Genomic DNA, 14,705 nt, shown 5'->3' with positions numbered 1-14,705 from the left:
GGAAACCGCCTCGGCGCGCGTCTTGCGCACAGGCCGGCGTTCTTGTTCTTTATGCGGCGAAAGCCGACGAAAGGAAGGCAGTATGAGCGAATTGCTCGAGGGAGCCACCGCTCCCGATTTCACCCTCCCGACGGACAGCGGCGAGACTGTCCATCTTTCCGGCCTCAAGGGCCGCAAGGTCGTGGTCTATTTCTATCCAAAGGCCGACACCCCGGGCTGCACGACCGAAGCGCTTGATTTCACCGCCCGCAAGGCCGAGTTCGAGGCCGCCGGCGCAATCGTCATAGCCCTATCGCCGGACGCTTGCGCAAAACATGCGAAGTTCCGCGCAAAGCATGACCTCGACGTGGTTCTCGCCTCCGACGAGGGCCACGCGGTGGCGGATCTCTACGGGGTCTGGGTGGAAAAGAAGAACTACGGCCGCACCTACATGGGCATCGAACGCTCCACCTTTCTGATCGACCGCGACGGCCGGATCGCTAAGATCTGGCGCAAGGTGAAGGTGAAGGACCATGCCGAGGCCGTGCTCGCCGAGGCGCGCGCGCTTTCGTGAACGCCTTGCGCCAGAGCCGGCGGCATGGTGGCCGCCCGCTCTGGCGCAAACCTGCGGAAGCAGCATTGCCCTGCCCTCGGCTCCGCGCGGTCTTTTCTAGCCTCCGCCCTCGCACAACGGCCCCATTTTCCGCAGCCCGCCCCTGATGAAAAAGGCTTTGTTAACCTTACCGGGGCTTTAATCGGCTTCAGGTTCGGGAGAGGTCCGCGAACGCCGATACGAGAGCTTTCGTTTCCCGACGGCTTGCGCAAACGGCGAGACGACACATTCCCGGCCACGGCTTTTTTCAGTTCATTGTGCGGTCCGTGCCATGCAGCAGCCTTCCTCAAAGGCCGAGCCTTCCCAGAAGATCCCGCTGCGAATCATTCTGTGTCGCGGCGAACGCGCCAGCAGCTTCACGGTCCGCCCCTCCGTGGCGATCGCGGCGGTCGCCGGATGCCTCCTGCTGATGACGGGGTACCTGGGGGCGGCCGGCTACATGATGCTGCGCGATGACGTGCCCTCCGGGCGGGTCGCCGCTGAACGGGCGCAACTGCGCATCTACCAGGACCGCATCGCGCAACTGCGCGCCCGCATCGATCGCATCACCAGCCGCAGCATGGTCGCGCGCCATACCTATGAAAGCGAGATCGACGCCCTCAAGCGGCGTCAGGGTGAGATCGACGCACGCCACGCGCGGGTGGCCGACGTGCTTGCCCGCGCGGCCAGGACGGGGCTCGCCATCGCCGCGGCCGAGCCGCTTCCGCCGACCAAGCCTCTAGCTTCGATCGAACAGGCGCGGGCCTCTGATCTGCCCGAGAGCATCGAAGCGGCGCGGATCGATACCACTCCCGCCCCCCTCGACGGGTTCGGTCTGCGCGGAACGATGGCCGGACCATCGCACAAGACCGACCGCAAGCCGCGCCCCCTCGTCCAGCCCACTTCGACGCCCTCCGGGCCCGAGCCGGCTGTTGCAAAATCCGACAAGATGGTGATGGGCCGTATCGAGAACGCACTCGACGTGATGGACCGGCAATCCGCGACCGCGCTCGACGTGATCGCCGTGACGGCGGAACATCATATCGCCCGCATCGAACGGGTGACGCGCTCCCTCGGCCTTCCCCTCGGCAATCGCGACGAGGACGCCGTCGGCGGACCGTACGAACCGCTGACCACAGATGACAGCTTCAACGACCGTCTGCTGCGTGCGGAGCGCGCGGTGGACCGGCTTTCCACCCTGCGCGACGGGGTCCGCTCGTTGCCGCTCGCCATGCCGCTCGACGGCACGCTTTCTGTCAGCAGCCCGTACGGCGCCCGGGTCGATCCGTTTCTGGGCACGCCCGCCATGCACACCGGCGTCGACCTGCGCGCGCCCTACGGCGCGCCGATCCACGCCACGGCGGCGGGAACCGTCGTGTCGGCGGGGCGCAACGGCGGGTACGGACTGATGGTGGAAATCGATCACGGAAACGGCATCGTCACCCGCTATGGCCACATGAGCCGGGTGTTCGTTTCCGCCGGACAGAAGGTGTCGGTGGGAGCGGTTATCGGCCAGGTGGGCAGCACCGGCCGCTCCACCGGCGCGCATCTGCATTACGAAACGCGGCTGAGTTCAGGCCCGCTCGACCCGGAGACGTTCCTCACGGCCGGCGAAAAGCTGGCGGGAATCCTGTGAGCGCCACAACGCGCGCGCAATAGCTCCAGCCAGACGATACCGGATCACGGAAAACAAGGCGAAACGCGGGGGTTCGGGTCTGGAAACGGCCCGCGTCGCTGTCGCGTCATGTCCGCACGGCCGCCGGCGCTGGCGGCGCAAGCCCCTTGGCGGCGACGGGCTGCGGGGACGCGCTCCCCGCCATTTCGCCCCTTCAGCCCCGCGAACGCCGTCAGCGCGAGGCGATGTCCTTCTTTTCCCAATGCTGGGCGAGCTTCATCGCACGGCGGCGCTCGGTCTCGCTTGAAAGCGAAAAGGCGCGCTCCTGGGTATCCGTGATCCAGGCGTCCTTCATGCCGTGCGCGCGCGGCAGCGCGATCGTCAGCCACATCAGGCCGCGGACCCGGTTCGGCCCCATCGCATCGTCGAAGAACAGCAATTTGCCGAGCGTCGCCTGGGCCTCGTAGTGGCCCTTCAGCGCGGCAAGCTTCAGCCAGCGCGCGGCCATGTGCGGGTCGGGCTTTTCGTTGCCGCCGCCCACCAGATAGAGCCGGCCGAGATTGTACTGAGCGTCGGCATTGCCGAAATAGGACGCGGCATAGGTGAAGATCTCGCGCGCACGGCGCACGTTCGGCTTCACGGCCGTGTTCTGTATGCCGGTCAGGTAATAGGAGCCGATGGCCACGAAGGCGCTGGCGACATAGGGCGCCTGCTCCGAGCTCGGCGCATCGTCGGCATGCTGGTCGGCGATACGGGAGAAGTACTTGAATGCCTTGAGGTCGTCCTCGGCCACGCCGTCGCCGTCGGCATACATGCGCCCGAGTTTCCACTGTGCCGCGGGAACGCCGTTCTCCGCCGCGAAGGACAGCGCATCGACCGCCTTTTGCTTGTTGCCCGCAAAATAGGCCTGCGCGCCCATCCGGAACGCTTCCACCGGCGTCGTCTGCGCATTGCCCGACGTCGCGCTCGGATCGAACGCATAGCTTGCGTCGAGCGGACACAACGTAAGCACGCCGCCCAGGCCCAATGCTCCTGCCAGACAAAGGATCGCGTTGGTATTCCGCATGATCATTTTCTGTTCGTTACTCCGCGAAAGCCCGCTGCGGCGACGTCATCGACCGGTTCCGGAAAATCCGGCGGCAGCACCATGTGCCATGAGCCGCTGGTGCGCCTTCCAGGCTTCCGGGGTCGGTCTCCCGTCTTCCGTGCGGCGGCTTCTCCCGCCATTTCCGCGAGCGTGCCCCTGAAGCGGTAAACGTCGCGTATCCGTGGCGGTGTTGTCGGTCACGATCATCCTTTCAAGACATGCTCGCAAGGCAGATCGGGATCCGGCACCGCTCCCTGTCGACCCGGTACATGCCCGCAGAAACGTGGCCGAAAGGGGGCGCGAACCGCCTGTCGGATACTTAGCCGATACATTCACGAAGGTGTGTTGCGCGCCGGGCACAATTGCCGGAAAGCTGCCGTTGGGGCGCCGAATTCGCGCCAGAGAGTCGCCAGGATCCCGCCGTTTTCCAGCGCCTGCCCGCCCCTGCGGCATCGTGTTCGCGCAAGCGCCCACTCAGGCCCTGCCGCCGGGATGCACCACGCCGCGCGGCGTGCGGGAGCCGGGTGAGGCGCCCTGATCGCGCCGCGCGCGCAACGCCCTGGAAACGAAAGTGGCGGGCAAGGCGGCCAGCGAGAACGCCGCCAGCATGCCGGGGGGCGGCATGATGCGCGGATCGGTGCGAAGCTGGACTTTCGAGAGCGCTGCCTCGGCGCGTTCTGCGCTCGTGCGTAGCTCGGCCAGCACCGCATGAAGCTCGGAGTGCGTGTCCATCCTGGACCTCCTGATCATGGGAGGTCGCAACACTAGGCGCGCGAGGGTTTCGGCTTGGTTAATGGAATGCGACGCGGGGGCACCGACCAATTCGGAACAGTGTCGCTGAGCCGAGCACGCGTCTCAGCGCCGGCCGAGCTTCGGCTCTGCCGCATCGAGCACGCGCAACTGAACCTTCGGTGTGCCCTGCCAGTGATCGAGCGACAGGCATCCCGCCACGTGCAGCATGTGCCCGCGCGCGCCGAGCAACGCCTTGCCCAGCGGCTGGTCGGCACAACGGAAGGCGATCGCCTTGATCGAACTGCGATCGGAACCGGCGAGCGCCAGCCGCACGTGACCGTTGCCGACCGTATCGGCGAAGGTCACCCGGTGGGAGGGCAGCGCGAAGATCGGCTCGCTGTGGCCCGCGCCATAAGGCCCGGCCTTTTCCAGTAGCGCCATCAGCTCCAGCGTCGCGCCCGATGCCGTCACCGCGCCGTCGATCTTCAGGACGTGATCCTCGCGCGAGGCGGCGACCGCGGCCGACAGACGCTCTTCCATGAAGGCCTTCAGGTCCTCCACCCGGTTGCGCTCCACCGTGAGGCCGGCGGCCATGGCATGTCCGCCGCCCTTGACGATCACGCCCGCATCCACCGCCGCGCGAACGGCGGCACCAAGATCGACGCCGGGCACAGAACGCCCCGAGGCAGTGCCGCGTCCGTCCGCATCGAAGGCGATGGCGAAGGCGGGGCGGCGGTGGCGTTCCTTCAGGCGCGAGGCGATGAGACCAACCACGCCCGGGTGCCAGGTGTCGGATCCCGTCACCAGAACCGACGGCCCCTCGCCGTCCAGCATCACGGCGGTCGCCTGGGCCTCGCCCTCCTCCAGCATCACCGCTTCCATGGTCTGGCGTTCGGTGTTCAGCCGGTCGAGCCGGGCTGCGATTTCGCCTGCCGCCTGCGCGTCGTCGCACGATAAAAGCCGCGCGCCCAGCGCCGCATCGCCGATGCGGCCTCCGGCATTGATGCGCGGACCCAGCAGGAAGCCCAGATGATAGGGCGTCAGCGGCCCGTTCACCCGCGCCACATCGGCAAGCGCCGCCAGCCCGGCATTGCCGCGCCGGTGCATGGCGAACAGCCCCTTGGTCACATAGGCCCGGTTGAGCCCCTGAAGCGGCACCACATCGCATACGGTGCCAAGAGCCACAAGATCCAGCCACGCGAGCAAATCCGGTGCTTTGCCCGCAAAGTAACCGCGCCTCTTCAACTCGCGCATGAGCGCGACGAGGACGAGGAACGTGACGCCGACGGCGGCCAGATGCCCCTGGCCGGAAAGATCGTCCTGCCGGTTCGGGTTGACCAGCGCCACGCAGGGCGGACGTTCGACGCCCATCTGGTGATGGTCGGCGACCAGCACGTCGAGGCCTATCCGTTCCGCCTCTTCAAGCGCCTCGAAGGAGACCGAACCGCAATCAAGTGTCACGAGGAGGCTCGCCCCGCCGGCCTTCAGCTCGCGCATGGCGGCCGGGTTGGGGCCGTAGCCTTCGATGATACGGTCGGGAATATAGATGCGCGGATCGAGGCCGAGGCTGCGCAGCCCGCGCGCCATCAGGGCGGACGAGGTGGCGCCATCGACGTCGTAATCGCCGAAGATCGCGACCCCCTCGCTTCGCTCAACCGCATCGGCAAGACGTGCCGCGGCCGCGTCCATGTCGACAAGGGTCGAGGGATCGGGCATCAGCGCGCGGATGGAGGGATCGAGAAATTCGGCCGCGCCTTGCGCATCGACACCGCGCCCGGCGAGCACCCGGGCAACCACGTCGGGAATACCGTTCTGCTGGGCGATGGCCTGAGCCTGGATCGCACTCATCGCATCCAGCCGCTCCCGCCAGGCCCGCCCCGTCGCGGAGCGCGAGACGCCCAGGAAGGCGCGGGTCTCGGGGTCTTCGCGAAAGCTGTCATGGCGGAGGGAGGCGGGCTTTTGAAGCAAGAGAGGCTCGTCGGTTCGGGTTGAAGTTCGTGCGCGACTATAGCGCGAGTCGGGCGAGGATGCGGCTGCGGGAGAAGAGGAAGGGGATTAGGCGCGGCTTCACCGCCCTCCTTGCGCTGGATTCCGGATCAGCACTCGGCTTCGCCTCGCTTGTCCGGAATGAGGAAGGTTGGGTTAGGCTTCAAGTCCGCTACAAACCCCCTCATTCCGGGCGGTCTGCGGCGAAGCCGCATGGCCAGACCCGGAATCCAGCGCAAGGAGGGCGGTGAAGCCGCGCCTAATCCCTTTCACACCCCCTACCCCGCCCGGAAATCGATGAGCGGCTTTGCCGCGCCCGGCACATGGAAGGCCGCGACCGCCTCGCGCCAGCGTTCCAGCGGGAAGACCTCTGCCTTCGGGAACGCCACCTGCCGCAGCAGCGGCCACAACCGGTCGAATTCGCCCTGCCAGTCGGCGGCGCTCATCACGGCGAGATCGTCGCGCAGATGGAAGCGTTCGAAGGCGGCGCGCGGGAAACCGTCGGGGGTGACCGGCGCGCCGCTCATGAGCCCGTAACCGGCAAAGACCGAGCCGTCCCCCATCGCGTTCAGGATGAGGGAGCCGAGCCGGCCGCCGACCGCATCGAAGGTCACGTCGGCCTTGCGAGCCGCCTCCGTGACCGCACCGGCATCGCCTTCGTGAAGCGGCGTAATGGCGAGCGCGCGCATGCGCTCCACCCGCGCCTCGCTGCGATAAAGACCGATCACCTCGCGTGCCCCCTGCCCCAGCGCCCAATGGCCCAGCAACGTCGCGCAGCTCGACCCCGCGGCGGTGAGCAGCACGCGCTTGTCGCGAACCGGCCAGCGGGTCAGCATGCGAAGGGCCGCCATCGGATTAATGTAGGCACGCGCCGCTGTCGCATCGTCGATATCGTCGGGAACGGGCACGGCAAGGATGGAATCGCAATCGACATGGCGCTGCCAGGTTCCGGGGCCGCGCAACGGCAGCACGCGACGGCCGACAAGCGCCGTGTCATCCGCCTCCACGATCCGCCCTACGCCCTCGTATCCGGCGACCATAGGTGGGGTGATCAGATGCGAATAGGCGCCGGTGACGGGGATCAGGTCGGACGGATTGACGGGGACGAGCGCCATTTCCACGCGGAGCGTGCCGGGCGCGCGCGGGGCAAGCTCGGCGGTTTCAAGGCGAAGGACGTCGAGCGGATCGCCGAAGGCGCGGTAGATGAGGGCCTGGTTTTTCATGGGTCTACGGCTGCGGCTTTAAAGGCAGGATGAAGAAGGAAGGAAGGATAAAGGAGCGCGCATGCGCGCGCGCTGATTTGCTGGATTCCGGGTCTGGCCATGCGCCTTTGGCGCAGACCGCCCGGAATGAGGAGCAAGAGGAGAGTTGAAACCAAATCCAAACTTCCTCATTCCGGACAAGTGAGGCGGCAGCCGAACGCTGATCCGGAATCCAGCGCAACAAGTGCGGCGAAGCCGCTCCATACCTCACACTTACCTCCCCCCTTCCCTGAACGCAAAACGGCGCCGCACGAGTGCAGCGCCGTTTCACATGGCGAGGGTCTGTCCGGACCTCAGTCCAGATAGAACTTCTTGAAATCGGTGTGTTCGCCCTCGATCCAGCGCATCGTGCCGGTGGTGGAGCGCATCACGCAGGTGTGCGTCAGGATCCGGTTCTTCTCGAACTTCACGCCCTGCAGGAAATTGCCGTCCGTAACGCCGGTCGCGGAGAAGTAGACATCGCCCGATGCGAGCTCTTCCATCCTGTACTTGCGGTTGAGGTCCGAGATACCCATGCGCTCGGCACGCTCGTACTGGTCGTCGCGCGCGATCACCAGACGGCCCTGCATCTGACCGCCGACGCAGCGAAGCGCGGCCGCCGCCAGCACGCCCTCAGGCGCGCCACCGACACCCATGTAGATGTCGATGCCGGTCTCGTCCGGCGTCGTGCAGTGGATCACGCCGGCAATGTCGCCGTCGCCGATCAGGCGCAGCGCGCAGCCGATCTCGCGGATGTCTTCGATCAGCTTGGCATGGCGCGGACGGTCGAGAACGCAGACGTTGATCTCTTCCGGCTTCACGCCCTTGGCCTTGGCCAGCGCTTCGATGTTTTCCACCACCGGCGCATCGAGATCGACCAGACCATCGGGATAGCCCGGGCCGATGGCGATCTTGTTCATGTAGCAGTCGGGCGCGTTCAGCAGCCCGCCATGCTCGGCAAGCGCCAGAACGGCGAGCGAGTTCGGCAGGTTCTTGGCGCACACGGTCGTGCATTCCAGCGGATCGAGCGCGATGTCGACCTGCGGCCCGTGCTTGGTGCCGACCTTCTCGCCGATATAGAGCATCGGCGCCTCATCGCGCTCACCCTCGCCGATGACGACGGTGCCGTCGATGGGCAGACGGTTCAGTTCGCGCCGCATGGCGTCGACAGCGGCCTGGTCGGCGGCCTTCTCGTCACCGCGTCCCCGCATCCTGGCTGCGGAAACGGCCGCGCGCTCCGTCACGCGGGCCACCTCCAGGGTCAGAAGGCGGTCAAGCTTGTACTTCGATGTATCATCGTCAGAAGACATAAGTGTCATCCTTGCGCTGTGCCAGCGTCCGGTTTGCGTTCGATGCGGATCATGCGCGGCTTGCCGACGATGACGTTTTCGCGTCCGATCGCCTCAAGCGCGGCCTTGATATCCGCTTCGGTCGTTTCATAGGTGATCATGATGACCGGCTGGGGCGCCGTCGGGCGGGGGGCATCGGCCGACAGGTCGGGCGCCTCGCTCCTGGGCGCGCGACGGCGCTGCACGATCGATTCAAGTGAGATGTTCTTCTCCGCCATGCAACGCGCGATCGTCGCAAAGGCTCCCGGCTTGTCGAAAACGGACAGCCGGATGAAGTAGCCGCCTTCATGCCGGCGCATGCGGGCACGCGTATAGGGCTCCAGCTCGGTCGCCGGACGCCCCATGGTCGGCATCAGGTCGCCGCGGGCAATATCCGCGATGTCGGCAACGACCGAAGAGGCGGTGGCGTTGCCGCCGGCGCCGGGGCCGACGAGGACCACCTCGCCCAGATAGTCGGCCTCCACCGCAACCGCGTTCAAGACGCCGTCGATGCGCGCGATGGCCGACGATTTCGGCACCATCGTCGGGTGGACGCGCTGCTCGATGCCGGTGTCGGTGCGCTGGGCGATGCCCAGCAGCTTGATGCGGTAGCCAAGCTCGTCCGCCGCCTCGATATCGGCGGTGGTGATCTCGGTGATGCCTTCCAGATAGATGGAATCGACGGATGTCTGGCAGCCGAAGGCGAGGCTCGTCAGCAGCGCCAGCTTGTGGGCGGTGTCGTTGCCTTCGATATCGAAGGTCGGATCAGCCTCGGCATAACCCAGCCGCTGCGCTTCCCGGAGGCATTCCTCGAAGGACAGCCCCTCGCGCTCCATCCGGGTCAGGATGTAGTTGCAGGTGCCGTTGAGGATGCCGGACACGCGGGTCACGGAATTGCCCGCCATCGACTCGCGCAGCGTCTTGACGATCGGAATGCCGCCGGCGATCGCCGCCTCGAAATTGAGGCTGACGCCATTGGCCTCGGCGAGTTTGGCAAACTCCATGCCGTGTTTGGCGAGCAGCGCCTTGTTGGCCGTCACCACGTGCTTGCCGGAGGTGAGCGCGGCGCGCACCGCCGCTTCCGCCGGGCCGTCCTCGCCGCCGATCAGTTCCACCAGAACGTCGATGCTGTTGGAATGGGCGAGCGTGAGGGCGTCGTCATACCAGGCATAGCCGGAAAGATCGACGCCACGGTCCCGGGTCTTGTCGCGCGCGGCAACGGCGACGATTTCGATCGGCCGGCGACAGCGGACGGCCAGATGCTTGCCATGCTCCTGGACGAGACGGATGACGGACGCGCCGACCGTTCCAAGGCCGGCGACGCCAAGTCTCAAGGCATCTTGCATAAATACGTGATCCAGTTTTCAGGTTAGCGGCAGGCACCCATCGGGATCACGTTGTGCAATGTTTCGTCCGCCGTTTCAAGGAAGCGACGTATGTTTCGCGCGGCCTGACGAATCCGCTGTTCATTCTCCACAAGGGCGATGCGGACGTAGTCGTCGCCGTATTCGCCAAAACCGATGCCCGGCGCGACCGCGACATCCGCTTTCTCGATCAGCAATTTGGAGAACTCAACCGAGCCAAGGTCCCGGAATTTTTCCGGAATCGGCGCCCAGGCGAACATCGAAGCCTTCGGCGACGGCACCGGGAAGCCGGCATTGGCGAAGCTCTCCACCAGCACGTCGCGGCGCTTCCTGTAGACCTGACGCACATCCTCGATGCATTCGTCCGGACCGTTCAGCGCGGCGGTGGCCGCCACCTGGATCGGGGTGAAGGCGCCGTAGTCGAGATAGGACTTCACCCGCGCGAGCGCGTTGATCAGCCGTTCGTTGCCCACCGCAAAGCCCATGCGCCAGCCGGGCATGGAGAATGTCTTGGAAAGCGAGGTGAATTCGACCGCGATGTCTATCGCGCCGGGCACCTGAAGCACCGACGGCGGCGGCGTGCCATCGAAATAAATCTCCGAATAGGCGAGATCGGAGAGCACGAAGATCTCGTGCTTCTTCGCGAATGCCACGACGTCCCGGTAGAATTCCAGATCCGCGACATTGGCCGTCGGGTTCGACGGATAGCACAGAATCACAGCGATGGGCTTGGGCACCGAATGGATGACGGCGCGCTCCAGCGCATGGAAGAATTCCGCGTTCGGCTCCGCCGGCACGTAGCGCAGCGCGCCGCCGGCCATCAGGAAGCCGAATGCATGGATCGGGTAGCTCGGGTTCGGCACCAGCACCACATCGCCCGGCGCGGTGATCGCCTGGGCCATGTTGGCGAAGCCTTCCTTGGAGCCCAGCGTCGCGACGACCTGGGTATCGGGATCGAGCTTCACGCCGAAGCGGCGGCCGTAATATCCGGCCTGGGCCTTGCGCAGGCCCTTGATCCCCTTGGAGGCGGAATAGCGGTGGGTGCGCGGATCCTGAACGGTCTCGGTCAGCTTGTCGACGATGTGCTGCGGCGTCGGCAGGTCGGGATTGCCCATGCCGAGATCGATGATGTCTGCGCCTGCGGCCCGGGCCTTTGCCTTCAGCTTGTTCACTTCTTCAAACACATACGGCGGCAGCCGGCGTGTCTTGTGGAACTCCATGGCTCTGGCCCTTCTCCTGAACAACGCCCCGCGGATGTTTCAAGGATCCCGCAGCCGGCGCACGACATTTGCGGCGGATGGATACTCCATCGCCGGACGCGACTCTAGCTAAATCGCAATCAAGGCGAAAATCGCATAATCTTGCTTATGTGAACCTTATGGGCACATTTTTCGAAGATTATTCCAAACTTCCAGGGCTAACAGCGTTTGAATTGCATTCCCATACGCGGAAAGTTCGCAGATTCAGAGCGTGTTCCGGGGCAAGTCGATGCGCGATGCGGGGGCGTTTTTGCGCAATTCTCATACGCCGACGCCCGGCACGTCTTCCAGCGTGTACCGCCAGGGTTCGGCATTTTGAGGGCGAGTCGGGATCGGTGGGGTGTGGCCCCTCGCGCGCGGCCAGAGCGGGCGTGTCTAGTCGGTGTCGTCTTTTTCGATCTTCCTGATCGCGTCGTCGATATGGTGATCGCGCTTCTGGAGCAGATCCTGGATCTTGGCGTTCCACAGCCCCCGACCGCTGCCGGAGGAATTACGCTGGGCGAGATGGCGCAGTTCCGTCTCCGTGCGGTTGACCTCGTCGGGCTGCTTCAACGGCGCGCCGCTGATGGAAGGTTCCGCATAGGCGATCGGCGCGGTCTCGCGCGAAACCACCTTGTTGGGGCTGTCGGGATCGTAAAGGTAATCGGGCTTTCGGGTGTCGCGGGAGGCGGGGTCGCGATAGGCTGGCGTCGAGACCGGCGCGACCGCGGGCTTGGCCCGCGCGACGCCGGGGCTAACGCCGCCCGGAACGCCGTTGGGCGGCACCATGACCACCCCCAGAAGAGTCGCGTCCGGATCGCCCGCGCAACCGGCAAGCAGCAACGACACGGCCAAGGCGGCCATCAGCCCTCTGACAGGCATCCGTCGTCCCGCCGCATCCGTGGCCTTCGCGTTCGACCGTCGCACCGTTTCACCCTTCACGCAGTCCCCCGTTTTCACGGGGCCCCTCGACAGCCACCGGACAATCCGGATGCCGTTTCCAATGTCGCGGGCATGCCAGCCCCACCGGAACCAGAACCATAGACCAAAACCAGATACCGGAACCGGCCCGATCGCCGTTTACCCTATCATGATCCCCGAATACGCCGCGTCGCACAAGATCTTCCGGCTACCACACCGCCGCGTCGCAATATCATGGCCGCGCGGCGCAGGATAGAGCAGCCGGCGCACACGCGTTCGCCAGCGCTGACAGAAGGCACGAAAGAAGGCGCCCGCGATTCGCGGCGTCCGCGGCTACAGATATGATCTCCCGCCCCCGGCGCAAGTCCGGCGAAGTGCTTGACCCGAGTCCGCGCATCCCCATCTTGATGATGTGCCGCTAGGTTAGGCGAATTGCCTAGGCGTTCGCATATCTTTTATGCAAGTCTTTGTTGCGCCGCGATTTTTTTGCTGCAGCGCAATGGCAAAAAGCAACCTTTGGCCCTTGTCAGAATACGGTTGCAGAAGCCTATTATGAAATAAGCGGACGAAGAAAAGTCGCGGGGGGCCGGAGGGGCTGGGTCCGCCGGCGACGAGTGAGGTCCGGATGGCGCATTTGCGCGAACCGGGGACCCGCAGTCAGGGAGGCGCGTTCATGTCCGAAGCCCACGACAACAGCCCGATGTTGCGCTTCATCGTGGAAAATCCCGAGGCCTTTGCGCACAACATGGCGCGCGTCGTGGAGGAAGGCGGCAAGGCGCTGGCGGCCTATGTGCGCCCGCGCGAGACCGGCGAGGCCCAGGACGCCATGGCCGATCAGATCACGGAAGTGGTCAAGACGCTGTCGCGCGTTGGCGAATACTGGATGAAGGACCCGCAGCGCAGCGTGGAAGCCCAGTCCCGGCTGATGGAGGGCTATGTCGACCTGTGGAACGGCACGCTGAAACGGATGGCCGGCGAAGAGGTGAAGCCGACGATCGAGCCGGAACCGCGTGACAAGCGTTTCAAGGACGACGACTGGACGGAAAACCGGTTCTTCGACTTTCTCAAGCAGCTTTACCTGATCACCACGCGCTGGGCGGAGATGATGGTTGCGGAAGCCGCGGAGCTGGACGATCACACCCGCCACAAGGCCGATTTCTATGTGCGCCAGATCACCAACGCGCTGTCGCCGTCGAACTTCCTGCTGACCAATCCGGAACTGCTGCGCGAGACGATGGGCTGCAACGCGCAGAACCTGGTGCGCGGCATGCAGATGCTGGCCGAGGACATCGAGGCAGGGCATGGCGACCTGCGGATCCGCCAGTCGGACGGCAGCAAGTTCGAGGTCGGGGTCAACCTGGCGATGACACCGGGCAAGGTGATCATGCAGAACGACGTCTGCCAGCTCATCCAGTACGAGCCGACGACGGAAAAGGCGCTGAAACGGCCGCTGCTGATCATTCCGCCGTGGATCAACAAGTTCTACATTCTCGATCTCAACCCGGAAAAGTCGTTCATCCGCTGGGCGGTGGATCAGGGACACACCGTTTTCGTCATTTCCTGGGTCAACCCCGACGAGTGCCAGGCGCAGAAGAGCTTCGAGCATTACATGCGCGAGGGCATTTTCGAGAGCCTCGACAAGATCAAGCGCGCGACGCAGGTCGAGGAGGTCAACGCCATCGGCTATTGCGTCGGCGGCACGCTGCTGGCCGTGACGCTCGCCTACATGGCTGCGCACGGCGACGAGAGGATCAGGACCGCGACCTTCTTCACCGCACAGGTCGATTTCAAATATGCCGGCGATCTCAAGGTGTTCGTGGATGAGGAGCAAATCTCGAACCTTGAGGAGCGCATGCGGCAGAAGGGCTATCTGGACGGGCGCAAGATGGCGGCCGCCTTCAACCTGCTGCGCTCCAACGATCTGATCTGGCCCTATGTCGTCAACAATTACCTGAGGGGCAAGGAGCCCTTCCCCTTCGACCTTCTGTACTGGAATTCGGACTCCACCCGCATGCCGGCGGCGAACCATTCCTTCTACTTGCGCAACTGCTATCTGGAAAACCGGCTGACTTCGGGGACAATGGAGATCGCGGACGAAAAGCTCGACCTTTCAAAGGTCAAGATCCCGGTCTTCAACCTCGCCACACGCGAAGACCACATCGCCCCCGCGCTCTCCGTGTTCGAGGGCTCGAAGCATTTCGGCGGCGATGTCCATTACGTGCTGACCGGGTCCGGCCACATCGCCGGCGTGGTCAATCCGCCGGCGAAGAAAAAGTACCAGTACTGGACCGGCGGCAAGGTCGACGGCGCCTTCCAGGACTGGCTCGCCAGCGCCACCGAGACGCCCGGCTCCTGGTGGGAACACTGGGACGGATGGATCCGCAGTCACGACGCCACGGAAGTGAAGGCCAGAAAACCCGGCGCCCGACGGGTGAGGATCATCGAGGACGCACCGGGCTCATACGTGAAGATGCAGGCGTAGCCGGGGATAAGTCGACTCGGAGAAAGAAAGGGGAGCCGGAGCGGCTTGGCCGCCCTGATTTGCTGGATCCCGGGTCCGGCCATGCGCCTGCGGCGCAGACCGCCCGGAATGAGGAAGGTCGGGTTTGGCTTCAAGCCCGC

Annotated in this window: 11 protein-coding genes; 3 read left to right on the top strand and 8 right to left on the bottom strand. The window is 65.1% G+C overall.

Annotated elements, in window-relative coordinates:
• Positions 1 to 82: 82 nt before the first annotated feature.
• Complete coding sequence (gene bcp / locus C8N35_RS14310; protein ID WP_107990386.1) at positions 83 to 553, top strand: thioredoxin-dependent thiol peroxidase; 471 nt, start codon at positions 83 to 85, stop codon at positions 551 to 553.
• Positions 554 to 863: 310 nt separating this feature from the next.
• Entirely contained in the window at positions 864 to 2,207 is a 1,344-nt protein-coding gene (locus tag C8N35_RS14305; RefSeq protein ID WP_107990385.1) for a M23 family metallopeptidase, read from the top strand.
• Positions 2,208 to 2,418: 211 nt separating this feature from the next.
• Here the strand turns inward: C8N35_RS14305 and C8N35_RS14300 are convergent, their stop codons facing one another.
• From C8N35_RS14300 to C8N35_RS14265, 8 genes are all read right to left on the bottom strand, one after another.
• Entirely contained in the window at positions 2,419 to 3,252 is an 834-nt protein-coding gene (locus C8N35_RS14300) for a tetratricopeptide repeat protein (protein WP_107990564.1), read from the bottom strand.
• A 495-nt stretch (positions 3,253 to 3,747) separates the two neighbouring features.
• Positions 3,748 to 4,005 (bottom strand): hypothetical protein, encoded by a 258-nt coding sequence (locus C8N35_RS14295; RefSeq protein WP_107990384.1) that lies wholly within the window; start codon positions 4,003 to 4,005, stop codon positions 3,748 to 3,750.
• A gap of 123 nt (positions 4,006 to 4,128) precedes the next feature.
• Positions 4,129 to 5,853 (bottom strand): single-stranded-DNA-specific exonuclease RecJ, encoded by a 1,725-nt coding sequence (recJ, locus tag C8N35_RS14290; RefSeq protein WP_107990563.1) that lies wholly within the window; start codon positions 5,851 to 5,853, stop codon positions 4,129 to 4,131.
• 416 nt (positions 5,854 to 6,269) lie between these two features.
• Complete coding sequence (locus tag C8N35_RS14285; RefSeq protein WP_107990383.1) at positions 6,270 to 7,214, bottom strand: zinc-dependent alcohol dehydrogenase family protein; 945 nt, start codon at positions 7,212 to 7,214, stop codon at positions 6,270 to 6,272.
• 332 nt (positions 7,215 to 7,546) lie between these two features.
• Entirely contained in the window at positions 7,547 to 8,542 is a 996-nt protein-coding gene (gene glpX, locus C8N35_RS14280) for a class II fructose-bisphosphatase (protein ID WP_107990382.1), read from the bottom strand.
• A gap of 5 nt (positions 8,543 to 8,547) precedes the next feature.
• Positions 8,548 to 9,906, bottom strand: a complete 1,359-nt coding sequence (locus tag C8N35_RS14275; protein WP_107990381.1) for a homoserine dehydrogenase — start codon at positions 9,904 to 9,906, stop codon at positions 8,548 to 8,550.
• A gap of 23 nt (positions 9,907 to 9,929) precedes the next feature.
• A complete protein-coding gene (locus tag C8N35_RS14270; RefSeq protein WP_107990380.1) occupies positions 9,930 to 11,144 on the bottom strand; it encodes an LL-diaminopimelate aminotransferase in 1,215 nt (404 codons plus the stop codon).
• A 414-nt stretch (positions 11,145 to 11,558) separates the two neighbouring features.
• On the bottom strand, positions 11,559 to 12,026 hold the full coding sequence (locus C8N35_RS14265) for a hypothetical protein (RefSeq protein ID WP_107990379.1): 468 nt from the start codon (positions 12,024 to 12,026) through the stop codon (positions 11,559 to 11,561).
• A 730-nt stretch (positions 12,027 to 12,756) separates the two neighbouring features.
• Between C8N35_RS14265 and phaC the strand changes: the two genes are divergently transcribed.
• Complete coding sequence (phaC, locus tag C8N35_RS14260; RefSeq protein ID WP_107990562.1) at positions 12,757 to 14,565, top strand: class I poly(R)-hydroxyalkanoic acid synthase; 1,809 nt, start codon at positions 12,757 to 12,759, stop codon at positions 14,563 to 14,565.
• The last annotated feature ends 140 nt before the right edge of the window (positions 14,566 to 14,705 follow it).

Origin of the sequence: Breoghania corrubedonensis, assembly GCF_003053845.1 — a bacterium.
Classification (GTDB): domain Bacteria; phylum Pseudomonadota; class Alphaproteobacteria; order Rhizobiales; family Stappiaceae; genus Breoghania; species Breoghania corrubedonensis.
The sequence above is the reverse complement of the archived record's forward strand: the minus strand, read 5'-3'. Positions and strand labels throughout refer to the sequence as shown.

What these genes read in the sequence shown, in the direction of transcription:
- recJ (WP_107990563.1), bottom strand. Translation starts at nt 5,853, where the DNA reads ATGAGTGCGATCCAGGCTCAGGCCATCGCCCAGCAGAACGGTATTCCC.
- phaC (WP_107990562.1), top strand. Translation starts at nt 12,757, where the DNA reads ATGTCCGAAGCCCACGACAACAGCCCGATGTTGCGCTTCATCGTGGAA.
- C8N35_RS14300 (WP_107990564.1), bottom strand. Translation starts at nt 3,252, where the DNA reads ATGCGGAATACCAACGCGATCCTTTGTCTGGCAGGAGCATTGGGCCTG.
- C8N35_RS14285 (WP_107990383.1), bottom strand. Translation starts at nt 7,214, where the DNA reads ATGAAAAACCAGGCCCTCATCTACCGCGCCTTCGGCGATCCGCTCGAC.
- bcp (WP_107990386.1), top strand. Translation starts at nt 83, where the DNA reads ATGAGCGAATTGCTCGAGGGAGCCACCGCTCCCGATTTCACCCTCCCG.
- glpX (WP_107990382.1), bottom strand. Translation starts at nt 8,542, where the DNA reads ATGTCTTCTGACGATGATACATCGAAGTACAAGCTTGACCGCCTTCTG.
- C8N35_RS14305 (WP_107990385.1), top strand. Translation starts at nt 864, where the DNA reads ATGCAGCAGCCTTCCTCAAAGGCCGAGCCTTCCCAGAAGATCCCGCTG.
- C8N35_RS14270 (WP_107990380.1), bottom strand. Translation starts at nt 11,144, where the DNA reads ATGGAGTTCCACAAGACACGCCGGCTGCCGCCGTATGTGTTTGAAGAA.
- C8N35_RS14275 (WP_107990381.1), bottom strand. Translation starts at nt 9,906, where the DNA reads ATGCAAGATGCCTTGAGACTTGGCGTCGCCGGCCTTGGAACGGTCGGC.
- C8N35_RS14295 (WP_107990384.1), bottom strand. Translation starts at nt 4,005, where the DNA reads ATGGACACGCACTCCGAGCTTCATGCGGTGCTGGCCGAGCTACGCACG.
- C8N35_RS14265 (WP_107990379.1), bottom strand. Translation starts at nt 12,026, where the DNA reads ATGGCCGCCTTGGCCGTGTCGTTGCTGCTTGCCGGTTGCGCGGGCGAT.